At 72.6% G+C, this 23,695-nt stretch carries 21 protein-coding genes; 10 read left to right on the top strand and 11 right to left on the bottom strand.

The window, feature by feature from the left end; all coding sequences use genetic code 11:
* Positions 1 to 28: 28 nt before the first annotated feature.
* Together ABZT18_RS23640 and ABZT18_RS23635 are read right to left on the bottom strand one after the other, a co-directional pair.
* The gene (locus tag ABZT18_RS23640; protein ID WP_354994608.1) at positions 29 to 1,207 is read right to left on the bottom strand and encodes a CapA family protein; all 1,179 of its coding nucleotides are present in this window, start codon (positions 1,205 to 1,207) and stop codon (positions 29 to 31) included.
* Between the two features lie 56 nt (positions 1,208 to 1,263).
* The gene (locus ABZT18_RS23635; protein WP_354994609.1) at positions 1,264 to 1,926 is read right to left on the bottom strand and encodes an adenosylcobinamide amidohydrolase; all 663 of its coding nucleotides are present in this window, start codon (positions 1,924 to 1,926) and stop codon (positions 1,264 to 1,266) included.
* A 142-nt stretch (positions 1,927 to 2,068) separates the two neighbouring features.
* On the opposite strand from ABZT18_RS23635, the gene ABZT18_RS23630 reads away from it, so the two are divergent.
* The 9 genes from ABZT18_RS23630 to ABZT18_RS23590 all read left to right on the top strand — a co-directional run bounded on the left by ABZT18_RS23630 (position 2,069) and on the right by ABZT18_RS23590 (position 12,886).
* Entirely contained in the window at positions 2,069 to 2,746 is a 678-nt protein-coding gene (locus ABZT18_RS23630; RefSeq protein WP_007466162.1) for a Crp/Fnr family transcriptional regulator, read from the top strand.
* A 110-nt stretch (positions 2,747 to 2,856) separates the two neighbouring features.
* Positions 2,857 to 3,600, top strand: coding sequence for a metallophosphoesterase family protein (locus ABZT18_RS23625; RefSeq protein WP_354994610.1), 744 nt, complete (start codon positions 2,857 to 2,859; stop codon positions 3,598 to 3,600).
* 98 nt (positions 3,601 to 3,698) lie between these two features.
* Positions 3,699 to 4,304 (top strand): TetR/AcrR family transcriptional regulator, encoded by a 606-nt coding sequence (locus ABZT18_RS23620; protein ID WP_354994611.1) that lies wholly within the window; start codon positions 3,699 to 3,701, stop codon positions 4,302 to 4,304.
* Positions 4,305 to 4,341: 37 nt separating this feature from the next.
* Complete coding sequence (locus tag ABZT18_RS23615) at positions 4,342 to 5,139, top strand: TIGR03084 family metal-binding protein (protein WP_354994612.1); 798 nt, start codon at positions 4,342 to 4,344, stop codon at positions 5,137 to 5,139.
* Positions 5,136 to 6,839 carry an acyclic terpene utilization AtuA family protein gene (locus ABZT18_RS23610; RefSeq protein WP_354994613.1) on the top strand — a complete coding sequence of 568 codons (1,704 nt, stop codon included), beginning with the start codon at positions 5,136 to 5,138 and terminating at the stop codon, positions 6,837 to 6,839. Before ABZT18_RS23615 ends, ABZT18_RS23610 begins: the two co-directional genes overlap by 4 nt.
* Positions 6,836 to 8,032 (top strand): acyl-CoA dehydrogenase family protein, encoded by a 1,197-nt coding sequence (locus ABZT18_RS23605; protein WP_354994614.1) that lies wholly within the window; start codon positions 6,836 to 6,838, stop codon positions 8,030 to 8,032. The genes ABZT18_RS23610 and ABZT18_RS23605 overlap by 4 nt, the downstream gene beginning before the upstream one ends.
* Entirely contained in the window at positions 8,029 to 9,630 is a 1,602-nt protein-coding gene (locus ABZT18_RS23600) for a carboxyl transferase domain-containing protein (RefSeq protein ID WP_354994615.1), read from the top strand. Before ABZT18_RS23605 ends, ABZT18_RS23600 begins: the two co-directional genes overlap by 4 nt.
* 70 nt (positions 9,631 to 9,700) lie before the next feature.
* Positions 9,701 to 11,707, top strand: coding sequence for a biotin carboxylase N-terminal domain-containing protein (locus ABZT18_RS23595; protein WP_354994616.1), 2,007 nt, complete (start codon positions 9,701 to 9,703; stop codon positions 11,705 to 11,707).
* 15 nt (positions 11,708 to 11,722) lie between these two features.
* Entirely contained in the window at positions 11,723 to 12,886 is a 1,164-nt protein-coding gene (locus tag ABZT18_RS23590) for an acyl-CoA dehydrogenase (protein ID WP_354994617.1), read from the top strand.
* A 7-nt stretch (positions 12,887 to 12,893) separates the two neighbouring features.
* Here the strand turns inward: ABZT18_RS23590 and ABZT18_RS23585 are convergent, their stop codons facing one another.
* A complete protein-coding gene (locus ABZT18_RS23585) occupies positions 12,894 to 14,108 on the bottom strand; it encodes a hypothetical protein (RefSeq protein ID WP_354994618.1) in 1,215 nt (404 codons plus the stop codon).
* Positions 14,105 to 15,046, bottom strand: a complete 942-nt coding sequence (locus ABZT18_RS23580) for a transporter substrate-binding domain-containing protein (protein WP_354994619.1) — start codon at positions 15,044 to 15,046, stop codon at positions 14,105 to 14,107. The genes ABZT18_RS23585 and ABZT18_RS23580 overlap by 4 nt, the downstream gene beginning before the upstream one ends.
* A 169-nt stretch (positions 15,047 to 15,215) precedes the next feature.
* Here ABZT18_RS23580 and ABZT18_RS23575 point away from each other — a divergent pair, with 169 nt between their 5' ends.
* On the top strand, positions 15,216 to 15,557 hold the full coding sequence (locus ABZT18_RS23575; RefSeq protein WP_354994620.1) for a hypothetical protein: 342 nt from the start codon (positions 15,216 to 15,218) through the stop codon (positions 15,555 to 15,557).
* Here the strand turns inward: ABZT18_RS23575 and ABZT18_RS23570 are convergent.
* From ABZT18_RS23570 to ABZT18_RS23540, 7 genes are all read right to left on the bottom strand, one after another.
* Positions 15,544 to 17,040: a serine/threonine-protein kinase gene (locus ABZT18_RS23570; protein ID WP_354994621.1), complete on the bottom strand. Its 1,497-nt coding sequence runs from the start codon at positions 17,038 to 17,040 to the stop codon at positions 15,544 to 15,546. The genes ABZT18_RS23575 and ABZT18_RS23570 overlap by 14 nt on opposite strands.
* A gap of 30 nt (positions 17,041 to 17,070) precedes the next feature.
* Positions 17,071 to 17,574, bottom strand: a complete 504-nt coding sequence (locus tag ABZT18_RS23565; protein ID WP_354994622.1) for a hypothetical protein — start codon at positions 17,572 to 17,574, stop codon at positions 17,071 to 17,073.
* A gap of 122 nt (positions 17,575 to 17,696) precedes the next feature.
* The gene (locus tag ABZT18_RS23560) at positions 17,697 to 21,356 is read right to left on the bottom strand and encodes an adenylate/guanylate cyclase domain-containing protein (protein WP_354994623.1); all 3,660 of its coding nucleotides are present in this window, start codon (positions 21,354 to 21,356) and stop codon (positions 17,697 to 17,699) included.
* Entirely contained in the window at positions 21,353 to 22,189 is an 837-nt protein-coding gene (locus ABZT18_RS23555; protein WP_354994624.1) for an MBL fold metallo-hydrolase, read from the bottom strand. The genes ABZT18_RS23560 and ABZT18_RS23555 overlap by 4 nt, the downstream gene beginning before the upstream one ends.
* Before the next feature lie 123 nt (positions 22,190 to 22,312).
* Positions 22,313 to 22,774, bottom strand: a complete 462-nt coding sequence (locus ABZT18_RS23550) for a RidA family protein (RefSeq protein WP_354994625.1) — start codon at positions 22,772 to 22,774, stop codon at positions 22,313 to 22,315.
* Positions 22,771 to 22,926, bottom strand: coding sequence for a DUF4177 domain-containing protein (locus ABZT18_RS23545; protein ID WP_007466198.1), 156 nt, complete (start codon positions 22,924 to 22,926; stop codon positions 22,771 to 22,773). The genes ABZT18_RS23550 and ABZT18_RS23545 overlap by 4 nt, the downstream gene beginning before the upstream one ends.
* Positions 22,927 to 22,970: 44 nt before the next feature.
* Positions 22,971 to 23,453 (bottom strand): hypothetical protein, encoded by a 483-nt coding sequence (locus ABZT18_RS23540; RefSeq protein ID WP_354994626.1) that lies wholly within the window; start codon positions 23,451 to 23,453, stop codon positions 22,971 to 22,973.
* Positions 23,454 to 23,695: the final 242 nt, after the last annotated feature.

The raw sequence follows: 23,695 nt of genomic DNA, 5'->3' as shown, positions 1-23,695 counted from the left end.
CGTCGCGCCCCGGACGTTCCTGTTCGGGTCAGCCGCCGGCTGGCGGGGAGATCTTGCCCTGCCCGTCGAACCGGGCGCCGCCCTTCGGGAAGTCGCTGCGGCTCAACTCGCCGATCAGGCCCAGGCCCCGGTCGTCCGGGTCCATCGTCGGCTTGCCGGCGTCGTTCATGTACGTCGAGGTGAACGAGCCGCCGGCCCAGGTGCCGTCCGGTTTGAGCGACACCTTCAGCACTCCGCCCCAGCCGAGTCGGCCGTCGTTGTTCAGCGAGTTACCGCCACCGGCGAAGTTGCCCAGGCTGTACGCGATCAACCGGCCCTTGTAGAACTCCATGCCGCGCAGCACGTGCGGCCCGTGCCCGACGATCAGGTCGGCGCCCGCGTCGATCATGGCGTGGGAGAACTTGATGGGGTCGCCCCGGTTTTCACCGAGGAACATCTCGGTGCCCGGCTTGACCCGGGTCTGCGCGACACCCTCGCCGCCCATGTGCACCTGCACGACGACCAGGTCGCCCATGGTGGCCGCCTTGGCAATCACCGTCTTCGCCTTGGCGATGTCGACCAGGCTGTTGGACCACACGTACGACGAGAAGCCGGCAATGGCGACCTTGACGCCCTTGACGTCGACGACGGTGATCTGGTCCGGCGCGCCGGTGTGCTCCAGGTCGTACTTCTCCAGCGCCTTCTGGGTGTTCTCGTAGCCCTTCGGCCCGTAGTCGTAGCCGTGGTTGTTGGCCTGGTTGAGCACGTCGAAGCCGGCGTCGCGCAGGTGTGCGGCGTACTCCGGTGGTGCCCGGAACTGGAAGCAGCGGGTGGAGTTGGCCCCGCACTTGCCGGTGCCGGTGTCCACCGTCAGCGGCTCCTCCAGGTTGCCCATCACCAGGTCGGCCTTGAGCGCCTCGGTGACCGAGGTGAAGAAGCCCTTACCGCCGCCGGCCGGCAACCGGCTCGGCGCGTTGCCCATGATGATGTCGCCGGTGGCGGAGAGCGAGATCGCGCCACCCGCACCGGAGGCCGCGGGCCCGGTGGCCTTCGGGCCGGCCGTGGACACGGGCGCGCCGGTGCCACCACCTCCGGCGCCGGGCTGCCAGACGGGGGCTTCGCCGCCGGAGTCGGCACAGCCGGCGGTGAGCAGGGCGGCCAGCAGCGCGGCGAAGCCGAGGGCGACGCGGCGAGGCGGGCGGGACGCGAGGGGGGCGGCAGCATACATCGCTCGCGACCCTACCGGGCCGCAAACGCGCCGACGACGGCCGATCGGTTGGAAGTTCAGCCGGGCTGCTGCTCGGACCAGGGCACGACCGTCCCGGTTCCCCCGGCAAGCACCGCAGCGTGCACCGCTCGGGCGAGCGGCGCACCCCAGGTCGAGCGCGGCCCGCCGTACACGGCCTCCGGTCCGTCCACCGGGCACAACACGGTGACCGAGTCGGTCGGGGTGCCGGTCCCCGGCAACCCCAGCTCCCGGATCGCCTGGGTCTTCGCCTCGGTGGCGGTGGCCACCGCGTTGACCAGTGCCGAGTCGGCGAGCCGAGCCGGCACGTACACCACGATGTTGACCGTGCCGACGCGCTGGGCTAGGGCGGCCGGAGCCGGCGACGCCGCGAGCACCGGCGTGCCGAGCCCGACCGTCACCCAGGCCCGCACCCCGGTGTCGGTCCGCGCCACCACCTCGGTCACATCGACGCCGGTCAGCAGGCCAACCCCGGGCCCGTCGAGGGCCAGGTCCGCGGCGAGCGCCACCAGGTGCGCAGCGGGGTCGTCCCGGTCGTACGACATGGGTACGGTCGCGTTCAACACCCAGCGCCGGACCCCGATGCCACCGCCCAGCGGGCCACTGCTGACCGCCCGCAGGGGCACGTCCGCACGCCAGACGAGCAGCGGAATATCGCGCCCATCCTCGGCGCGGCTGGTCAGAGTCGGCTCGCTTAGCACGTCGGGCAGGTTACGCCCACCGATCAAGATTCCAGGGGCGACCTCTGATTCATGCTCACGTGCGCCTAGACTTGGCGGCGCGCGAGGGGATCAGCGGACGGCGGACCCGCCGACGGACGGCACGCGTAACCGGAGGTGCGCGATGGACGAGGTACTTGCCCGCAGCGGGATCTTCCAGGGTGTTGACCCGGAAGCTGCCGAGGCGCTCGCCAAGGAGATGGAGACGATCGAGGTCCGCAAGGGCGAGATCGTCTTCAATGAGGGCGAGCCCGGTGACAGCCTCTATATCCTGCTGTCCGGGAAGATCAAGGTTGGTCGCCGCGCAGCGGACGGCCGGCAGAACCTGATCGCGGTGATGGGGCCGTCGGACATGGTCGGTGAGCTGTCGCTCTTCGACCCCGGTCCACGTACGGCGACCGCCACCGCGGTGACTGACACCCGGCTGGTGCGACTGCGCAAGCAGGCGCTGCGGCCCTGGCTGAACAACCGCCCGGAGATCGCCGAGCAGTTGCTCCGGGTGCTCGCCCGGCGGCTGCGCCGGACCAACGACTCGCTCGCCGACCTGATCTTCACGGATGTGCCGGGTCGGGTCGCCAAGAACCTGCTCCAGATGGCCGGCCGGTTCGGCACCCGTGACGGCGGCGTGCTGCGGGTGACCCACGACCTCACCCAGGAGGAGATCGCCCAGCTCGTTGGCGCCTCTCGGGAGACGGTCAACAAGGCGCTGGCCGACTTCGCTTCGCGCGGCTGGCTGCGGCTGGACGGCAAGAGCATCATCATTCTGGACCCGGAGCGCCTCGCCCGTCGCGCCCGCGTCTGAGCAGCACGTCCCGTCCCCGCCTCCCGTCACCGACGGGAGGCGGGGCGTTTTTTGTCTGCCCGGCGCAGAATCGCTGGGCCTGAGGCAGCGCCAGCGGTGAGGGTGGGGCCATGGTGAACAGGGTTGCCGTGCTGTCCGACATCCATGGCGTACTGCCCGCACTGGAGGCCGTGCTGGCCGAGCCGGACGTCGCCACCGCCGATCTGATCGTGCTCACCGGCGACATCGCGGCCGGCCCACAGCCGGTCGAGGTGCTGGACGTGCTCGCCGGCCTCGGCGATCGCGTCTGCTGGGTGGGCGGCAACGCCGACCGCGAACTGGTCGAGGCGCGGGCCGGCCGGCCCGCGTCGATCGAGGTGTCCGACTGGGCGGCCGGGCAGCTCCGTGACGACCAGCTGGCCCGTCTCGCCGCGCTGCCGGCGACGGCGACGTTCGAGATCAACGGGCTCGGCACGACGCTGTTCTGCCACGCCACACCCCGCGACGACGAGGAGGTCGTGCTCGTCGACTCCCGGATGGAGCGCTGGGCGGAGGTGTTCGCCGGCCTCCCGGCCGAGGTTTCGACGGTGGTCTGCGGTCACACCCACATGCCCTTCACCCGGCTGGCCGACCGGCGCCTGGTGGTCAATCCGGGCAGCATCGGCATGCCGTACGGGGGTGTGGGTGCGTGGTGGGCACTGCTCGGGCCGGGCGTTCAGCTGCGCCGTACCGTCTTCGACGTGGACGCGGCCTGCGCCCGGGTGGCGACGGAGTCGGCCTTCTCCGACGCCGCCGCCTGGGCCGACGAGTACCTGCGCTCCCAGCACAGCGACGCCGACGCACTGGCCGCCTTCGGCCCCCGCGACGGCCGCTGACCCCTCCGCCCCGCCGACACCCACAGAGAGACAGCCACGCCCAGGGACAGAAAAAGTCAGTCTTGACTGTTTGTTTCGCAGGCGGCAGGCTGTCCCGCATGCCAGCCGCATCGACCCGTGTCCCGCAGCAGGAACGCAGCCGCGCCACCCAGGCCCGGCTGCTGGAGGCGACCGTCGACTGCCTGATCGAGCACGGCTGGTCCGGCACCACCACCACGGTCGTCGCGGCGCGGGCCGGCGTCTCACGCGGCGCTCAGCTGCACCACTACCCGACGAAGGCCACCCTGGTCACGGCCGCCGTCGCTCATCTCGCCGAGCGACGGGCCGACGAGTTGCGCACCGAAGCCGAGGCGTTGCCGGCCGGGCCACAGCGGCTGGACCGGGTCATCGACCTGCTCGGCGCCGCGTTCACCGGGCCGCTCTTCGTGGCCGCGCTCGAACTCTGGGTCGCCGCCCGCACGGACCGAGAGCTTCGCGACGCACTGATGCCGCTGGAGGCGATGGTCGGCCGGGAGATGCACCGACTCACCGTCGCCCTGCTCGGCGTCGACGAGCGCCGACCCGGCGTCCGCGAAGCGGTGCAGGCCACCCTCGACCTGCTCCGCGGGCTTGGAGTGGCCAACCTGCTCAGCGACGACTCGGCCCGCCGTACCGCCCTGTTGACCACCTGGAAGCGCCAGCTCGCCGCCCTGCTCACGCCCTGACCGCTGGCCGCACCGGCCACCACCGACCGGAGGCACCATGGTCGACCTCACCGACCTGCTCGCGGATCTGGCCGCCGAGTCCGCCCAACTGGATGCCCTGGTGGCACCTCTGTCGGCGGCCGACTGGGCACGACCGACCCCCGCGCCGGGCTGGAGCATCGGGCACCAGATCGCCCACCTCGCCTGGACCGACCACGTGGCGCTGCTGGCAGCCACCGACCCCGCCGCGTTCTTCGCGACGGTGACGGCCGCCCCGGATCCGGCCCGGCTCGTCGACCACGGCGCCGACGAATTCCTCGCCCCGCCGGCGGAGTTGCTCGCCCGCTGGCGGGCCGGCCGGACAGCGCTCGCCGACGCACTGGCCGCCGTCCCGGCCGGCGAGAAGCTGCCCTGGTACGGCACCCAGATGTCAGCCACCTCAATGGCGACCGCCCGGATCATGGAGACCTGGGCACACGGCGAGGATGTTGCCGACACGCTCGGCGTCGTCCGCCCCGCCAGCGACCGGCTCCGGCACGTCGCGCACCTCGGTGTGCGTACCCTCGGGCACGGCTTCGCCGCGCACGGCCGGGTGGCACCGACGACGCCGGTCCGGGTCGAGCTGGTCGGCCCCGGCGGCGACACGTGGAGCTGGGGTCCGGCGGACGCCGCCGACCGGCTCACCGGCCTGGCTCGGGACTTCTGCCTACTCGTCACCCAGCGCCGACACCGCGCGGACCTCGCTCTGGTCGCCACCGGTCCGGTCGCGGACGAGTGGCTCGACGTGGCGCAGGCGTTCGCCGGCCCGCCGGGTGACGGCCGAGAGCCCGCCGGCACGGACGGAGTACGGGCATGATCCGGATCGGAAACGCCTCCGGCTTCTACGGCGACCGGTTCACCGCCTGGCGGGAGATGCTCGACGGCGGCGAGCTGGACGTGCTGACCGGTGACTACCTGGCCGAGTTGACCATGTTGATCCTCGCCCGGGACCGGTTGCGCGACCCCGACCTGGGCTATGCGAAGACGTTCCTGCGGCAACTGGAGACGTGCCTCGGCACCGCCCTCGACCGGGGGGTGCGGATCGTCACCAACGCCGGCGGGTTGAACCCGGCCGGTCTGGCCGCCGCCATCGACGCACTCGCCAACCGTCTGGGCCTGCCGGCCACGGTCGGGTACGTCGAGGGTGACACGATCCAGCGGCCGGACGCGTTGAGCGCGAACGCCTACCTCGGCGCGTTCGGGATCGCCGCCTGCCTCGACGGCGGAGCGGACGTGGTGGTCACCGGCCGGGTCACCGACGCGTCGCTGGTGGTCGGCCCGGCCATCGCCCGGTACGGGTGGGGCCGTGACGACCTCGACGAGTTGGCCGGGGCGACCGTCGCGGGACACCTCGTCGAGTGCGGCGCGCAGGTCACCGGTGGCAACTTCAGCTTCTTCACCGAGCTGCCCGACGGCGGGCACCGGCCCGGTTTCCCGATCGCCGAGGTGCACGCCGATGGGTCAACGGTGCTCACCAAGCATCCGGGCACCGGTGGCGCGGTCACCGTGGAGACGGTCACCGCCCAACTGCTCTATGAGATCGGTGGGCCCGCGTACCTGGGGCCGGACGTGGTCACCAGGCTGGACACCGCAACGGTGCGCTCCGACGGGCCGGACCGGGTCCGGGTCTCCGGCGTCCGGGGCACGCCCCCGCCAGCCACGCTCAAGGTGGGCGTCAACAACCTCGGCGGCTTCCGCAACTCGATGACGTTCGTCCTCTGTGGTCTGGACATCGGGGCGAAGGCGACCCTGGTGCGGGGGCAGGTCGAGGAGGCGGTGGGCAAGGACGGGCTGGAGTTCGTGCTGGCCCGGACCGACCACCCGGATGCCGCCGACACCGAGGCTGCCAGCGCCCTGCTCCATGTCCACCTGCGCGACAGCGACAAGGCGCGGGCCGGGCGGGCGTTCTCGGCAGCTGCGGTGGAGCTGGCGCTGGCCTCGTACCCGGGCTGCACGCTGACCACCCTGCCGGGCGACGCGACTCCGTACGGTGTCTTCACCGCCGACGCGGTGCCACAGGACACGGTGGCGCACGTCGCGGTGCTGCCCAGCGGTGCGCGGGTGCCGATCGCCGCACCGATCCGTACCGTCCCCACTCCCGCCCTGGAGACCGAGACGGCACCGAGCGGCGGGACAGCGGGCGATGGCCCGACCCGGCGCGGGGTGCTCGGTGAGCTGGTCGGCGCGCGCTCCGGAGACAAGGGCGGCGATGCCAACCTCGGCGTCTGGGCGCGTTCCGAGGCCGGGTACGCGTGGCTGCGCGCCTGGTTGACCGTCGAGCGGCTGGCCGAGCTGCTGCCGGAGACCGCGCCACTGTCGGTGCGGCGCTACGAGCTGCCGAACCTGCGTGCGGTCAACTTCGTGATCGAGGGCCTGCTCGGGGCGGGGGTGGCCGCGTCCACCCGGTTCGACCCGCAGGCCAAGGCGCTCGGTGAGCTGCTGCGCGCCCGGATCGTCGACCTGCCGGCCGACGTGTCGGCCGGGCCGGCGGCAGTGGACGGAGAGGCCGCGGCATGAGCATCGTGGACACCCCCGAGCGACGGCAGCTGCGTGAGCTGACCCGGGCCTTCGTGACCCGGGAGGTGCTGCCGCACCTGGACGACTGGGAACGGGCCGGCGAGGTGCCGAGATCCCTGCACGCCACCGCTGCGAAGCTTGGTCTGCTCGGCATCGGCTTCCCCGAGTCGGTCGGTGGCAGCGGCGGCGACCTGCTCGACTCGATCATCGTGACCGAGGAGCTGATCCGTTCCGGCGGCTCGTCCGGTCTGATCGCGGCCCTGTTCACGCACGGCATCGCGCTGCCGCACATGGTCGCGGCGGCCGGCGCACACACCGGCGGCTCGCTGGGCGGCCGGCTCGGCAGCAGCTCCGCGCCCGGCGACGACGGCCTGATCGAGCGGTACGTCCGGCCGACCCTGGCCGGCACGATGATCGGGGCGCTGGCGATCACCGAGCCGGACGGCGGTTCGGACGTGGCCGGCATCCGCACCACCGCCCGCCGCGACGGCGACCACTACGTGGTGAACGGGTCGAAGACCTACATCACCAGCGGGCACCGGGCGGACTTCGTGACCACGGCGGTCTGCACGGACTTCCCCGGTAGCGGCTCCCTCACCCTGCTGGTCATCGACAAGGGCAGCCCCGGGTTCACGGTGGGACGTCGGCTGGAGAAGCTGGGCTGGCACTGCTCGGACACCGCCGAGCTGTCCTTCGTCGACGTGCGGGTGCCGGTGGCCAACCGGATCGGCGCGGAGGACACCGGCTTCCTGGCGATCATGCAGAACTTTGCCGCGGAGCGGCTCTCACTGGCTACCCAGGCGTACGCCACCGCGCAGCGCTGCGTCGAGCTGGCCATGCGCTGGTGCCGGGACCGGGAGACCTTCGGCCGTCCGCTGGCCAGCCGGCAGGTGGTTCGGCACCGGCTGGCCGAGATGCACACCCGCGCCGAGGCGGCCCGGGCGTACGTGCACGAGGTCGCGGGTCGGGTCGCGGCCGGTGAGCCGGTGGTGACCGAGGTGGCGATGGCCAAGAACGTCGCGGTGGCCGCCTGCGACCAGGTGGTCGACCAGGCGCTGCAGTTGCACGGCGGGTTCGGTTACCTGCGCGACGCCGAGGTGGAGCGGCACTACCGCGACGCCCGGATCCTCGGCATCGGCGGCGGCACCACCGAGATCATGAACGAGATCATCGCGAAGGGCATGGGCCTGTGAGCACACTGGAGAGCGCGATCGACCCGTCGTCGCCGGCCTGCGTGGCCAACCGGGAGGCGCTGTTGGAGCGCCTCGCCGAGCTGGACGAGGCCCTGGACTCCGCTCGCGCGGGCGGCGGCGAGAAGTACGTGGCCCGGCACCACAAGCGGGGCAAGCTGCTGGCGCGGGAGCGGATCGAGCTGCTGGTGGACGCCGACAGCCCGTTCCTGGAGCTGTCATCGGTGGCGGCGTACGGCACCGACTTCCCGGTCGGGGCCAGCGTGGTCACCGGCATCGGGGTGGTCGAGGGCGTGGAGTGCCTGATCATCGCCAACGACCCGACGGTACGCGGTGGCGCGGTCAACCCGTGGTCCCTCGCCAAGACCCGACGGGCCGGCGAGATCGCCCTGGCCAACCGGCTGCCGATGCTCAACCTGGTCGAGTCGGCCGGGGCGGACCTGCCCACCCAGGCAGAGATCTTCATCCCGGGTGGCCGGGTGTTCCGCGACCTGACCCGGCTCTCCGCGGCGAAGATCCCCACGGTCAGCGTGGTCTTCGGCAACGCCACGGCCGGTGGCGCGTACGTGCCGGGGATGTCCGACCACGTGATCATGATTCGGGACCGGTCGCAGGTCTACCTGGCCGGGCCGCCGCTCGTGAAGATGGCGACCGGCGAGGTCACCGACGACGAGTCGCTGGGCGGCGCGGCGATGCACGCCGCCACGTCCGGGCTCGCGGACTACCTGGCCGAGGACGAGCGGGACGCCATCCGGCTGGCCCGGCAGTGCGTACGCCGGTTGAACTGGCGCAAGCAGGGCCCGTCGCCGCGTACGGCCGTGCCACAGCCACCGAAGTACGACCCGGAGGAGCTGCTCGGCATCGTCAGCGCGGACCTCAAGGTGCCGTTCGACCCGCGCGAGGTGCTGGCCCGCATCCTGGACGGCAGCGACTTCGACGAGTTCAAGCCGGCGTACGGGGACGCGCTGGTCACCGGCTGGGGCGAGCTGCACGGGTATCCGGTCGGCGTGCTGGCCAATGCCCGTGGGGTGCTGTTCAGCGAGGAGGCGCAGAAGGCGGCCCAGTTCATCCAGCTTGCCAACGCCGCGGACACCCCACTGATCTTCCTGCAGAACACCACCGGCTACATGGTCGGCACCGAGTACGAGCAGCGCGGCATCATCAAGCACGGCGCACTGATGGTCAATGCGGTGTCCAACTCGAAGGTGCCGCACCTGACGGTGAACCTGGGTGCCTCGTACGGCGCCGGCAACTACGGCATGTGTGGTCGGGCGTACGAGCCGAGGTTCCTGTTCACCTGGCCGAACGCGAAGTCTGCGGTGATGGGCCCGGCGCAGCTCGCCGGAGTGCTCTCCATCGTGGCCCGGCAGGCCGCCGCCGCCCGGGGGCGCGACTACGACGAGGAATCCGACGCGGCGATGCGGATGATGGTCGAGCAGCAGATCGAGTCGCAGTCGGGTGCGCTCTTCCTGTCCGGCCGGCTCTACGACGACGGGGTGATCGACCCTCGGGACACGCGTACCGTCCTCGGGCTCTGCCTCTCGGCGATCCACAACGGACCGGTGAAGGGCGCCGACGGTTTCGGCGTCTTCCGGATGTAAGCCCGTGAGCGCGAGGAACGCAGCGAACCGCATCCCCCGCAGTGGCGAACGAGAGGCAGGCTCAGCCAACATGATCAACCGATTGCTCGTCGCCAACCGGGGGGAGATCGCCCGCCGGGTCTTCGCGACCTGCCGGGCGCTCGGCGTGGAGACGGTCGCCGTGCACTCGGACGCCGACGCCGCCGCGCCGTTCGTCGCCGAGGCCGACCAGGCGGTCCGGCTGCCGGGTGACACGCCAGCCGAGACGTACCTGCGGGTCGAACTGATCCTGGACGCGGCCCGGCGCAGCGGCGCGGACGCCGTCCACCCGGGTTACGGGTTCCTCGCCGAGAACGCGGAGTTCGCCGCGGCGGTGACCGACGCCGGGCTGACCTGGGTCGGCCCACCGGCCAAGGTGATCGCCGCGATGGGCGACAAGCTGGCGGCGAAGGCGCTGCTCGCCGAGGCGGGTGTGCCGATGCTGCCGAGCTGGACCGACACCGACGAGATCACCGACTTCCCGGTGCTGGTGAAGGCGTCCGCTGGCGGCGGTGGGCGCGGGATGCGGATCGTCCAGGACTCGGCCGGGTTGGCCGAGGCCGTGGCCTCCGCACGCCGCGAGGCGGCTGCGGCGTTCGGTGACGGCACGGTCTTCATCGAGCGGTACGTCGAGCGCGGCCGGCACGTCGAGGTGCAGATCTTCGGCGACACCCACGGCCGGGTGGTGGCCCTCGGTGACCGGGAATGCTCGATCCAGCGCCGGCACCAGAAGATCGTCGAGGAGGCGCCCGCGGTCGTCCCGGAGCGGGTGCGGACGGCGTTGCACGAGGCGGCGGTGGCCGCCGGTCGCGCCGTCGACTACGTGGGCGCGGGCACGGTGGAGTTCCTGCTCGCCCCGGGTGGGGAGTTCTTCTTCCTGGAGATGAACACCCGGCTCCAGGTGGAGCACCCGGTCACCGAGCTGTGCACCGGGCTGGACCTGGTGGGGCTGCAACTGCTCGTCGCGGAGGGCGAGCCGCTCCCGGCGACCCTGCCGGCCAGCACCGGGCATGCGATCGAGGTACGCCTCTGCGCCGAGGACGCCGCGGCGGGTTGGCGACCGGCCACCGGCACCCTGCACCGGTTCGCGGTCCCTCAGCTGGCCACCGAGTTCGGCGGGCTGGCCGGGCCGGGCCTACGGCTCGACTCGGGCGTGGTGGCCGGCTCGGAGGTCGGAGTGCACTACGACTCGATGCTGGCGAAGCTGATCGCCTGGGGTCGCACCCGCGCGGAGGCGACCCGGCTGCTGTCCACCGCGCTGGCCCGGGCCGAGCTGCACGGGGTGACCACCAACCGTGACCTGCTGGTCCGGGTCCTGCGCAGTCCCGAGTTCGGTGCCGTGGAGATCGACACCGGTTTCCTGGACCGGCACGCGGAGGTCTTCGCCCCGCTGCTCCCCGCCGACCGGCTCCCCTTGGCCGCACTCGTGGCCGCGCTCGCCTCGGCCGCCGGTCGACGCGCCGAGGCTCGGGTGCTGGCCGGGTTGCCGTCGGGCTGGCGCAACGTGCCGGCCGTCCCGCAGGTCACTCGCTTCGCCGGCCCGGAGGGCGAGATCGAGGTTCGCTACCGGCTGGATCGCACGGGCGGGCTCGCCGAGTGGTCCACCGAGCCCAGTGCGACCGACTCCGGTGCGACCGACCCCGGTGCCACCGAACCCAGTGCGACCGACCCCGCCGTGGCGCTCGTCGAGGCCACCCCGGACCGGGTGGTGCTCGACGTCGACGGGGTGCGGCACGCGTACCGCGTACACCGGGTGGGGTCGACGCTCTTCGTGGACGGCCCGGACGGGGCGGCGAGCCTGGCCGAACTGCCGCGTCTCCCGCGGCCCACCGCGGAGGTGGCCGCCGGGTCGCTGCTCGCGCCGCTGCCCGGCGCGGTGACCCGGGTGCACGTCGAGGTCGGCCAGCGGGTCTCGGCCGGCGACCTGCTGCTCACGCTGGAAGCGATGAAGCTGGAACATCCCGTGCTCGCCCCGACCGACGGCGTCGTCGCCGAGCTGCCAGTGCCGGCCGGTGGTCAGGTACGCACCGGTGCCGTGCTGGCCGTCATCGACAACTGAAGAGGAGAACCCCCGATGACCTTCGATCTCACCCCTGAGCAGGACCAACTGCGCGACGCCGTGCGGGCGCTGGGCCGCCGCTACGGCCATGGCTACTTCGTCGAGAAGGCGAAGTCCGGCGAACACACCACCGAGCTGTGGGCCGAGGCCGGCCGGCTCGGCTACCTGGGGGTCAACATCCCCACCGAGTACGGCGGCGGCGGTGGCGGTATCACCGAGCTGGCCATCGTCTGCGAGGAACTGGCGGCGGCCGGCTGCCCCTTGCTGTTGCTCGTGGTCTCCCCCGCCATCGCGGCCACCATCGTCAGCCGGCACGGCACCGAGGAGCAGCGCAAGCGGCACCTGCCCGGCCTCGCCGACGGGTCCCAGAAGATCGTCTTCGCGATCACCGAGCCGGATGCCGGCTCCAACTTCCACCGGCTCGGCACGGTGGCTCGCCGGGACGGCGAGGGCTGGCTGCTGAACGGCCGCAAGTGCTACATCTCCGGGGTCGACGAGGCCGACCACGTGCTGGTGGTGGCCAGGACCGAGGATGCGTCGACCGGAAAACTGAAGCCGGCGCTGTTCCTCGTGCCGACCGACGCGGCCGGGCTGACCCGGTCCAAGCTGGACATGGAGATCCTGTCCCCGGAGAACCAGTTCCTGCTCTTCCTGGACGACGTGCGCCTGCCCGCCGACGCGTTGGTCGGTGAGTCGCTGGACACCGGGCTGCCAGCGCTCTTCGCCGGGCTCAACCCGGAGCGGATCACCGTGGCCGCGATGGGGGCCGGCACCGGCCGGTACGCCATCGAGCGGGCCAGCGACTACACCGCCACCCGCAAGGTCTGGGGTGGCCGGACCATCGGCTCCCACCAGGGCGTGTCGCACCCACTGGCACACGCGGCGGTGCAGGTGGAGTTGGCCCGCCTCATGATCCAGAAGGCCGCCACCCTGTACGACGCCGGCCGCGACCTGGAGGCCGGGGTCGCCGGCAACATGGCCAAGTACGCCTCCGGGGAGGCCGCCGCGCTCGCCGTCGACACCGCCGTCCAGGTGCTCGGCGGAGCCGGAATGACCACCGAGTACGGGGTGGCGACCCTGCTCGGCGCGGTCCGGGCCGGCCGGATCGCCCCGGTCAGCCGGGAAATGATCCTCAACTTCGTGGCCCAGCACGTCCTCGGTCAGGACAAGTCGTACTGAGCGACAGTCAGGCTGGGGTGCGACAGGCGGCATCGATGCGGTGGACCGGGCGGACTCGGCGACCCATCCCCTCCAGCAGCGAATCCTCGATGTGGAAGTCGTGGATGCGCAACCGGTGCCGGGGCAGCTCCTCCTCGCTCGGGCAGAGCACCTGCGCGCGGACCAGGTCGACCGGGACGTACCGCACGCCGCCCCGTTCCTGCAGGATCGCCATGTTGACGTCGTCGGTGGTAACCACGTGCCCGCGTACGTCCTCGGTGGGTCCGTTCTCCGGGCCCACCGTGGTGACGGTCAGCGGCAGCACCGGCGTGCTGATCACGGGCACTGCGGCCCAGACCAGCGTGACCAGCACCGCCACCTCGGTCACCGACGCCAGCGGCCGGATCACCACGCCCGGCAGCGGCCCCGCGATGAACAGGGCCAGCAGCGGCGGCACCACGAGCAGCACCAGCACCAGCCGCTCACCTCCCTGCGCCACCGCGTCGCGCAGCGTGGGCAGCACCAGCCAGCCGTACCCGGCGAGCAGCGCCACGATCACCAGCAGTCGTGGCACCGCCCGGTCGTGCAGCCGCCCGGGGCGGAGCTGGAACGCGGCCACGAACGCCGGCAACAGCAGCGGAAGGTAGAGCAGCGGCCAGGTGATCAGGGCGAGCAGGAAGCTGGCCAGCACCACCCAGGCGGGGGTGATGTCGGCCCATCGGGCGAAGAGCGGACGACGGCGGGTGCCCGGCGGCAAACGGTCCGCGCTGACGGCCAGCACCGCGCCGAGCGCGAAGACGGCGACCATGCCGGTCGAGAGCAGCCGGGCCGCCGTGGTCAGGAAACCGGCGAGCAGATTGACCGGCCCGACGTTCGCCACCAGCAGCAGCGTGGTCTGGAGTTCGCCGCCCGCCTCCACCCCGAGGCGGAGCACCGAGAAGATCGCCGGTACGCCCACCACGGCGGTCCAGAACGACTGGCTGGCGCGGGCGCGGCGCTCTGCCGGGTCCCATCGGACCCGGCCGGGCTCGACGTCGGCGACGACCGGCTCGGCGGGTTCGGCGACCGGCACTCCGGCCGGCCAGCCGAGGCCAGCCGGCGCACCAGCGGTCGAACCGTCGGCGGCTGGCGAGGGTGCGGCCGTACCGTCGATTGTTGGCGGGACGGCGGCGTCGCCCGGCACGGACGTGCGGGGTGGCGGAACCGGGCCGTCGCCGCCGGTGGCGGTCGGCGCCGTGCTCACTTCGCGGGCGCCTTGTCGTCGAAGTCGACCAGCTTCGGCACCTCCAACGGCTGCGGCTGGCGCTTCTCGGCCATCAGCCAGGGGCCCAGGGTCCGGTTGTACGCGGTCTGCCAGGGGGTCGCCTGCCCGTCCCGCCCCTGCTGGTAGCTCTTCTGCAGGAAGAACGCGACCAGGTCGCGCAGTGCCGGGTCACCGATCGGCACGCCGATGCCCAGCAACTCGCTGGTGCCGAACGGCATGTCGACGATCTCGAACTCCTTCGGGTGACGGGCCAGGAAGCCCGCGAGGATCGTCTCGTCGGAGCTGACCGCGTCGTAGCGACCCGCCCGGATGCCAGCGACGCAATCGCCAACGGTCTTCACGACCAACGCCCTGACCTGGTGACTTTCCAGCTCGGCCTCGCTGGTGGAGCCACCGCTGGTGCAGATCTTGTAGTCCGGGTTCCGGAGGTCCTCAATGGTGCCGATCTTGCCCCTCAGCCGCGTCGGCACCATCACCTCCTGGGTGGTGACGAAGTACGGCCCGGCGAAGCTCACCACCTCCTTGCGCTTCTCGGTCATGGAGAAGCTGGACACCACGAGGTCCACCGTGCCGCCCTGCAGCGCCGGGATCCGCTCCTCGGTGGCCACCGGAACGAACTCCAGCCGCTGGTCCCCCTCGTAGCCGAGGGAGGTGGCGACGTATCGGGCGATCTCGACGTCGAAACCGATGTGCTGGCCGTTTCGCAACTCACCCATGAGCGGCTCGTTCGTGGCGACACCGATCCGCAGCTTCGACTGGCCGTAGATATGTGTCTCGCGCATCTTCTCCTGCACCGACGGCAGGTCCGGCTCCTTGCGACTGTCGCAACCGGCGGCGGCGGCCAGCGCGAGGCTGAGGGCGACCGCCAAGGTCGTCGCTACCGAGCGGAGCCTGGACTGCGAACTGCCTGAGTTCATGGGCGACCTCGCTGCCGGAAGAGCCTGCGGGACACCGAGAGTAGCGGCTTCCGTCCAATCCGTGTGTGGACGTGGCCAACCGTTCGGGCGGGTCGCGAGGATCGACACCGATCGGCACTGCCGTCGGTTCTGCGGTTGACAGCCGGCCCCGTCACGACATGCTGGACGGGTGAGTCAATTGTCCAGACCCGATGCGCGGACGGTGGCGGTGGTCGCGGCGCTGGGAGCCCTTGCGCTGCTGGTCACAATGGCCGTCTGGCGCCGCCAGGATCTCCTCGGCGTGGTCCTCGCGCTACTGTGCGTGCTGCTGACCATGGTGGCCGGCGTCGCCGTCTCCGCCGCCCGTCAGGGCGACGAGCCAGAGCAAGCGGACCGTTCGGGGACCGTCAGGCCGCCCGAGCTGATGCCGTACGGGATCGACGCGGACACCCTGGAAGCCCTGGACAGCCGGGACGCGTTGCGTGCGGTGCGTGATCGGCGGCGCGGGTCGAACGGGCTCAGCGGCCGGTGAGGGTGGGCGCGATGAGCGCGTCCACGCCCCGCCCGGCCAGGCACCGGTAGGTCCGGTCGATGCTGCCGTCGACCGGCGGTAGCACCTCCAGGTGCCAGCCGGTCGGCTCGCCGATCCCGGTGGTCAACCGGAACGTCGTGGCGCTGCACACCTGCCGCACCGCCTGAGCGGCGATCACCTCGTCGTAGGTGGCGCCGACCAGCGACACCGGCAGGATGCCCTCGGCGTACGTCTCCCAGGTATGTCGGCCAGCGCAGGACAGTCGGGCCGCCTCGGCGCGGCTGCCGCGGATCCGCACCGGGCCGAAGCACTCCAGCTCGGGCAGGCACCGGGCACCCTCGGGCAGGGCGGTGGGCGCACCGGTGCCGGTTGCGCAGCCGGGCAGCAGCCCGGTCGCCGGTGCGGCGACCTGGGTGACCGTCGGGTTCGGGGCGGGCGGCGGTGCCCGGTCGGCGACCCAGGCACCGGCGGTGGCGGAGGCGGCGAGCGCGAGCACCCCGGCACCGCCGAGGAACCAGCGCCGCCAGCGCCGGCCACCGGGGGCAGTCTGCTGGGTGTCCTCGATGGGTGGGCGGGCCACCGGCTGGCTGGGCGCGTACGGGCCGGAGAGGGTGGCGCCACCGCTGACCGGCGCGCCGCTGACCGGCGCCGACGGCGCGCCGAGGGGCAGGCTGGAGAACAGGTCGTGCAGTTCCAGGGCGGAGGGGCGCTCGGCCGGGTCGTTGGTCATACCGGCGCGCAGTACGTCGATCAGCTCGTCCGGCACGCCGGGCAGGGCGGGGAGCGGCTGGTTGAACATCTCCAGCACGGTGACCAGGCTGGGGTTGCGCTCGGACTGCCAGCGGGGAGGCCGACCGTGCATCACCGCGTAGAGGGTGGCGCAGAGCGCGTACACGTCGACGGCTGGGGACGGCGGGCTGTGGCTGAACATCTCCGGCGGTGCGTACGCCGGGGTGAGCACCTCCAGGGTGACCGAGGCGTCGCGGTGCTCGGCGAGCACGGCCAGCCCAAAGTCGGCGAGCACCGCCGAGTTGAAGGGCGAGTAGAGGATGTTGGCCGGCTTCACGTCCCGGTGCAGTACCCCGGCCGCGTGCGAGTGGGCCAGCGCGTCAGCGATCTTGATGCCGAGGTCACGAGCCTCGACCGGGCCCAGCGGCGAGGTGCGCATCCGTTCGGCGTACGAACCGTCGCAGAGCTCCATGATCAGGTAGGGGTGCTGGTCGACGGTGACTCCGACGTCGAAGAGGTCCACCACGTGCGGGTGCGACGACATCCGGCCGGCCGCCCGCGCCTCGCGCAGGAAACGGGCCTGATCGCGTTCGCTGTCCAGCGTCCGGTTCTCCACCTTGACGGCGACCTCGCGGCCCACCGAGATCTGGGTGGCCTGGTAGACGGTCGCGTATCCGCCCCGGGCAAATACCCGTAAATCGGTCAGACCGGGCACAATCGGCACCGGCAGGCGGCCGGTCGGGGTGTCGGTCACCGCTCGAAAATACCCAACCCGGCCGGTGGCTCAGCGCACCGCGTCCGCCGGAGCGGCACCAGCCGGACCGGTACCCTCCTCAGCGACCGCGGCCGCCTCGGCGGCATCGAACGTTGCGACTCCACCGGCCGGCACGCCCCTGCGGGCGTCTAGGCGCAGGCCGATGGCGGTGGCCAGGGCACCCAGCCCTTCCCAGGCCGCCACCCCGAAGAACCGGTCCGGAGCGATGTCGGACAGCACGGCGATGGTGAACACGGTGAACGTGACCAGCCGGAAGACCACAGTGAACCGGTAGAAAACCCGCCACTCGGTGACCGTAGCGAGCAGGTAGTAGACGCCCATGTTGAACGCCGCCATCGAGGACGCCAGCAGGAACGTGCCGGTGTGATCACCAACGGCACGCGTCGCCGGCACCTCCAACCCGAGCATGCGCAGCTGCGCCTCCGGCCAGAGCAGCCCGACCGCGCCCATCACCAGCGCCAACACGCCGAAGACCGCGATGGTCCAGCCCGCGATGGAACGCGGCAGCTTCATGAAGGGCCTCCCCAGGCACGGCGACGGTTACCACTGTGGACCGGCACACGGTGGTGACACGCTAGCTCCTCACCCCGACCACCACATCCCCGAAACCGGCAGAAACCTGCCGACCGCCGCGGCTAGGCGAGGGCGGCGAGGCGGGCGCGCAGGGCGTCAGCGGCGGCGCGTTCGCTGCGCTGCTCGGTCGCGTACGCCAGGCGGACCGCCTCCTCCGCGCAGGACAGGGCCTCCGTCGGGCGACCGCAGGCGGCCAGCGCCTCAGCCAGCACGCTGGCCGCGATCACCTGGCTGCGCACGTCCTCGGCCGGTGCGGTGACCGCACGCCGGGCCCAGTCCAACGCCTGATCCCGCTGACCGTGGGCGAGCAGCGCCGCCGCGTACTGGGCCATCGTCTGGCGGCGGGAGAAGAGCAGCGAGGGTGCGTTCGCGGCGGCCGTGGCCACCGGGGCGAGCAGCCCGACCGCGGTCGCCGAGTCACCAGCGGCCAGTCGGGCCGTAGCCAGCAGCACCCGGGGTGCCACCTGCGCCGGGGCCTGCGGGTTGTGCGGCTCCACGGCCGTCAGCACCGCGCGGGCGACCTGCTCGGCCGTCTCGCAGTCGCCCATGTCCAACGCGACGAAGCCGCGCAGCGTGCCGGCCATCCCGGTGAGCAGTGGGTGAGAGGTGCGCTCGGCGTACGCCAGGGCGTCGGTGAGCAGGTCCGCCGCGTGCTCCGGCTCGCCCAGCCCGCGTGCCACCACCGCCCGGACCACCAGCGCGAACCCGCGCCCCCAGTCGTCGGAGGCGGCGGCGAACTCCCGGTACGCCCTCCGGGCCTCCCGGTCCGCCTCGGCCAGGTCACCCAGCTCGGCGGTCGCGAACGCCGCCACCGCGCGCAGCGTGCCCACCGCCCACGCCTCACCGACCCGCTCGCCGAAGGGCAGGAACACCTGCGCCATTCGACACGCCTCGCGCAGTCGGCCAGCGAGCAGCCGGGCGAACGCCGTCGTGCCGCGCAACCAGGCCCGCCCGTACGGGTCCTTCAGCTCGGCGAAGAGCCGGGCGGCCCGGCCGAGCACCGCGTCGGTGCCGGCGAAGTCACCCCGGGTGGTGGTCACCCAGGCCAGGTTCTGCAGGGACCAGGCCTGCCCGCGCCGGTCCTGCGCGCCGAGGCTGACCTGGTACGCGGCAGCCAACCGACTGCTCGCCTGACTCAGCCGCCCGGCCACGAAGTCGGCCATGCCGAGCCGGCGCATCGCCGTGGCGCGCTGTGTGGACAGCCCGCCCGCCGTGGCCACCTGCAACGCCTCCTGCCAGGCGGTCACCGCGCGGCCCTGATCGCCGAGGGTCTCCTGGGCCTGCCCCGCCAGCAGCAGGGCGCTGACCCGGGTGGCCTCGTCCCCCGCGTTCGCGGAGATCTTCTCGGCGTACGCCAGGGCGTCGGTGACCCGGCCGACCTGGAGCAGCGCCCGCGCGTGCACCACCCGATCGGCCGCCGGCACCCCGTCGCGAGCCAGTTCGGTGGCCCGCTCGGCGTACTCGACGGCCAGCGCCGGCTCACCGGCGGACAGCGACCGGCGGGCAGCCCGGCCGAGCGCGGCGACGCCGAGCGGGACCACCGTCCGGGCCGGCGCGTCCGGGCGCAGCTTCACCGCGTCGGCGAGCGTGGCGGCCCGCTCGACGTGCGTCGCCACGAAGTCGTCCCGGGCCTCGTCGGTAAACCCACCCGGCGATCCGGGCGCGGCCTCGTCCGTCGGCGCCGCCCAGCGGGCCAATGCGGCGTGCCGCTCGGCCAGCTCCGCCTTGCTCACCCCGGCGTACGCGGCTTCCCGCATCAGTGGGGTCGCGAACGAGTAGCCGGTACGGGAGCGGTGCAGCATTCGGCGTTGCAGCAGTTCCTCGACAGCCCGGTCGAGCTCCACGGCGATCACCGCGGACGGTCGGCCATCGCGGCCGGAGCGCTGCTCGCGCATCGCCTCCAGGGCACCGGTCGGCACCGCGTCACCGATCACCGCGGCGTCGCGCAGCACCGAACGGGCGTCCGGCGGCAGCGCGTCGATGCGGGCGGCGAGCACGGCGGCGAGGTCCCGGGAGAGCAGCCGGCTGCCCAGCGAACCGGGCACCAACCGCCAGCCGGCCGCCGCGCTCTGGTCCCGCTCGCCGGATCCGGGCCGCTCCGCTGCGGCGTGGACCCCGCGCGCTGATTCCGTGGCGCGGACACCGCGCGCTGATTCGGTGAGCGCTCCGCGCTCGATGAGCAGGGTGACCAACTCGGCCAGGTAGAACGGGTTGCCCTGTGCGGTGGCGAGCAGCCGGTCCGTGTCGGCCTGCGGCAGCTTGCCGCCGCCGAGGTAGGTGGTGAGCAGCCGCGCCGCGTCCGCACCGCGCAGCGGCGGTAGGGAGTGCACCTCGGCGTCCGCGACCCGGGTCAGCGCGCCGGCGGTACGGACCAGCTCGGGGCGGCCGAGCAACAGCACCAGCACCGGGCCGGTGAGCCTGGACAGGGCCAGCCCGAGGGCACTGATCGTCTCGGCGGTGGCGTCGTGCAGGTCGTCCACCACGATCACCAGCGGCGCCTCCGAGGCGAGCCCGCTGAGCAGGTCGGCGACCGCGTTCGGCACCGCCTCGGCGTCAGCGGCCGGGGTGCCCGACCCGCCCCACTCGCCGGTGTCGGTGCCGCCGTGCGCCGGGAGTTCGGCGTAGCCGAGCAGGGCGAGCAACTGCTCGGTGGCGATCGGCGCGGTCTCACCGCCGGAACGGGCGAGCCGCTGCCCGAGGCGTCGCAGCCTCTCCTCCACCGCCGGTCGGGTCAGTGCCGTGGCGGCGTCACTGGGCAGGCCGACGGCGGCACGCACCAGGTCGGCAAGGGGCGCGAGCCGACGCCGCTCACCGAACGCGGCACAGCGCACCGAGAGCACCCGGGCACCCGTGTGCGCCGCGTACCGGCCGGCCCCCACGTCGTACCCGGCGGCGAGGCGCTCGACCTCGGCGGCGAACCGGGACTTGCCGATGCCCGCCTCGGCGGTCATCAGCAGCACCCTCGGGTCACCCTGGTCGATCACCTCGGCGAGCCGGCCGGCGACCCGGCCGATCTCCGTCTCCCGGCCCACGTACGGCGCCTCGTCGCCGAGCCCCGAACGGGTGCCCGGCGCGTCCAGCAGACCCAGCAGCTCGTACGCCTCGACCGGCTCACGCTTGCCCTTGAGCCGCAGCGGGCGCAGCGTCCGCCAGGAGGACACGTGCCGGGTGGCGGCGGTGGTGCGCCCGCCGGCGTAGACCGCGCCGACCGCGGCGGCGTCGGCCAGCCGGGCGGCCGTGTTCACCGTGTCGCCGATGACCGTGTACTCGATGGCGGCCTGGATACCCGCGATGACGTCGCCGGTGTTCAGCCCGACCCGCAGCCCGAGCGGCGCGCCGCCGCCGCGCTCGTCGTCGAGCACCCGGCGGACGGCCCGCTGCATGGACAGGGCGGCCCGGACCGCGCGTTCGGCGTCGTCCTCGTGCGCCACCGGGGCGCCGAAGACCGCCATGATCCCGTCGCCGGTCAGCTTGTCGACGTGCCCGCCGAAGGTCTTCACCGCGCCGGCGAGGGCGGCGAGCACCCGGTCGGTGACCGCGCCGACGCGTTCCGGGTCGAGATCCTCCGACCAGGAGGTGAACTCGGAGAGGTCACCGAAGAGCACGGTGACCACCCGGCGCTCGGCCGCCGGCAACGTCGCGGCGGCCGGCAACGCGGCACCGCAGTTGTGGCAGAACCGCGCGCCGGGAACGGCGACGGTTCCACACACGGGGCAGGTCACATGTGCTCCAACCCACTGACCCCGGGCACTGATTCCCCGGTGTCGACACCCAGGTACTCCAGTTGGGCACGGACCGACCATTCGGCTGCCCACCAGAGCGAGCGGTCCACGTCCGCGTAGACCGCAGCCACCACGTCGGCGGGCGTATGGGCGCCGGAGGCGACCGCCGCGCGGACCTGGTCGAGCCGGGCCCGGCGGTGGGCGAGGTAGAAGTTGGCGGCGGCGCCGCAGTCGGCCAACGCCGGGCCGTGCCCGGGCAGCGCCCGGATCCCCGGGTACGCGGACAGCAGCTCCAGGCTGCTCAGATAGTCACCGAGGTGCCCGTCGGGGTGGGCGACCACGGTGGTGCCCCGGCCGAGGATGGTGTCACCGGTGAGGACCACCCGCTCGTCGCCGTGCTCGACCAGGAAGCAGATCGAGTCGGCGGTGTGCCCTGGCGTGTCCAGCAGGCGGATCTCCAGGCCGAAGCCGCCGAAGTGCGCACCCGGTGCGGTCAGCGGCTCGGCACCGATGCTGTGCGCCGGGTCCACGGCGCGTACCGGAACGCCGCCGAGAAGCTCGCTCAACCGTGCGGAGCCCTCGGTGTGGTCGGGGTGTCCGTGGGTGATCAGGATCAGCCCGACGGGGCCATGCTCGGCGATCCGGGTCAGGTGCCCCTCGTCCGCCGGCCCCGGGTCGACCACGACGCCGTACTCGGCTGCCGGGGCGCGCAGCACCCAGGTGTTGGTGCCGTCGAGGGTCATCGGCCCCGGGTTCGGCGCACGCAGCAGTGTCACCCAGGTCGGCAGCTCGTCGGCGAGCGCCGCCGCCGGCGCCGTCACGTGCCCGCTCATGGCTGCGATCGTACGACCCCGCCCGCCACACCCCGCGATCTTGCACTTGCGGGCCCTGATTCATCCCCATTCAGGGCTTTCATCCCAGCCGGAAATGCAAGATCGCGGGGCGATGGCGACGCGTCAGGCGACCTCGACGATCAGTTCGATCTCCACCGGCGCGTCGAGGGGCAACTCGGCCACCCCTACGGCGCTGCGGGCGTGCCGGCCGGCTTCGCCGAAGACGGTGCCCAGGAGGTCGGAGGCACCGTTGATCACCGCGGGCTGACCGGTGAAGCCGGGCGCGGACGCCACGAAACCGGTCACCTTGACCACCTTGACCACGTTCTCCAGGCCGACCAGCGAGTCGACCGCGGCCAGCGCGTTGAGCGCACACCGCTGGGCCAGGTCCTTCGCCTGCTCGGCGGAGATCCCGGCGCCGACCTTGCCGGTCGCGAGCAGCTTGCCCTCAGCGATCGGCAACTGGCCGGAGACGTACACGTGCTGCCCGGACTGCACGGCCGGGACGTAGCTGGCCACCGGCGGCACGACCTCGGGCAGCTCGAGCCCCAGCTCGGCGAGCTTCGCGTGCGGACCGTTACTCACGCCTTGGGTCGCTTCAGGTAGGCGACCAGTTGATCAGGGTTCGGCCCGGGGACCACGGCGACGAGCTCCCACCCGTCCTCGCCCCAGTTGTCGAGGATCTGCTTGGTCGCGTGGACCAGCAGCGGGACCGTGGAGTATTCCCACTTCTGCATCGCTGAAGGGCTCCCTCTCGGTGCGGAATTGTTCGAGGGACAGCCTACGGTCCGCTGGCCGGACGAGACGCGGGACGCTGCTCCGGCGCGGCCGGCAGCTCTCCGCAGGCCCCTTCGTGCTCGTACCCCTGGGGGCAGCGGGACCGATCGGGCAGCAGCAGGTCGCAGAAGACCCGGTGCCGGTTGTTCTGGTCGTCAGCGTTGGACACGGTGGTCTCGCCGGCATCCAGCTCGGGCAGGAAGCTCAGGGACACCGCCACCCGGCCGGCCAGCACGGTCGCCGCCGTCAGGTTCGGCACCCGGATCGGCAGGTGGATGACGAAGCCCGGCTCGTCGTCGTCGCGAGCCCGCTCGGCGGGACGGTTCGGCGCCCGAACCCCCTCCGTCGGCTCCGGCATCCGGCGGTACGACCGTTCGTTGACTGGCTTGCTGCCGACCTGCCCGCCGGCCTCGACCATGGACCCGGGCCGACGCGGCCGGTCGTTGGTCGGGAACGGGGTGCGAGGGATGTTGTCCGCGTCGCGCATGCACTGCCTCCGGTCGTACCTCTCGGATCACGCTTCCGGTCCGGACCCATTCGTCCGTTCCGGCCCCCGCACCGGGACGAACGTAGGTCCGTGGCCGCAGTCCCGCCAATAGGACGCGCACATACGGTCATGTCCAGTCACATATGCGACACATTGCAAGGAGGAGGATCACCGTCGCGTCGAACGCGAGAGCCCTCCAGCCAGATCGACGGACCGCGCGGGCACGGCAGGGGCGACACCGA

This window comes from Micromonospora sp. NPDC005291, assembly GCF_040607415.1.
In the GTDB taxonomy this organism is placed as follows: Bacteria; Actinomycetota; Actinomycetes; order Mycobacteriales; family Micromonosporaceae; genus Micromonospora.
Note: the sequence above shows the minus strand (reverse complement) of the source record. Positions and strands in the feature narration are given on the sequence as shown.

What these genes read in the sequence shown, in the direction of transcription:
- ABZT18_RS23625 (WP_354994610.1), top strand. Translation starts at nt 2,857, where the DNA reads ATGGTGAACAGGGTTGCCGTGCTGTCCGACATCCATGGCGTACTGCCC.
- ABZT18_RS23565 (WP_354994622.1), bottom strand. Translation starts at nt 17,574, where the DNA reads ATGAAGCTGCCGCGTTCCATCGCGGGCTGGACCATCGCGGTCTTCGGC.
- ABZT18_RS23610 (WP_354994613.1), top strand. Translation starts at nt 5,136, where the DNA reads ATGATCCGGATCGGAAACGCCTCCGGCTTCTACGGCGACCGGTTCACC.
- ABZT18_RS23580 (WP_354994619.1), bottom strand. Translation starts at nt 15,046, where the DNA reads ATGAACTCAGGCAGTTCGCAGTCCAGGCTCCGCTCGGTAGCGACGACC.
- ABZT18_RS23545 (WP_007466198.1), bottom strand. Translation starts at nt 22,926, where the DNA reads ATGCAGAAGTGGGAATACTCCACGGTCCCGCTGCTGGTCCACGCGACC.
- ABZT18_RS23555 (WP_354994624.1), bottom strand. Translation starts at nt 22,189, where the DNA reads ATGAGCGGGCACGTGACGGCGCCGGCGGCGGCGCTCGCCGACGAGCTG.
- ABZT18_RS23605 (WP_354994614.1), top strand. Translation starts at nt 6,836, where the DNA reads ATGAGCATCGTGGACACCCCCGAGCGACGGCAGCTGCGTGAGCTGACC.
- ABZT18_RS23640 (WP_354994608.1), bottom strand. Translation starts at nt 1,207, where the DNA reads ATGTATGCTGCCGCCCCCCTCGCGTCCCGCCCGCCTCGCCGCGTCGCC.
- ABZT18_RS23620 (WP_354994611.1), top strand. Translation starts at nt 3,699, where the DNA reads ATGCCAGCCGCATCGACCCGTGTCCCGCAGCAGGAACGCAGCCGCGCC.
- ABZT18_RS23615 (WP_354994612.1), top strand. Translation starts at nt 4,342, where the DNA reads ATGGTCGACCTCACCGACCTGCTCGCGGATCTGGCCGCCGAGTCCGCC.
- ABZT18_RS23590 (WP_354994617.1), top strand. Translation starts at nt 11,723, where the DNA reads ATGACCTTCGATCTCACCCCTGAGCAGGACCAACTGCGCGACGCCGTG.
- ABZT18_RS23630 (WP_007466162.1), top strand. Translation starts at nt 2,069, where the DNA reads ATGGACGAGGTACTTGCCCGCAGCGGGATCTTCCAGGGTGTTGACCCG.
- ABZT18_RS23595 (WP_354994616.1), top strand. Translation starts at nt 9,701, where the DNA reads ATGATCAACCGATTGCTCGTCGCCAACCGGGGGGAGATCGCCCGCCGG.
- ABZT18_RS23540 (WP_354994626.1), bottom strand. Translation starts at nt 23,453, where the DNA reads ATGCGCGACGCGGACAACATCCCTCGCACCCCGTTCCCGACCAACGAC.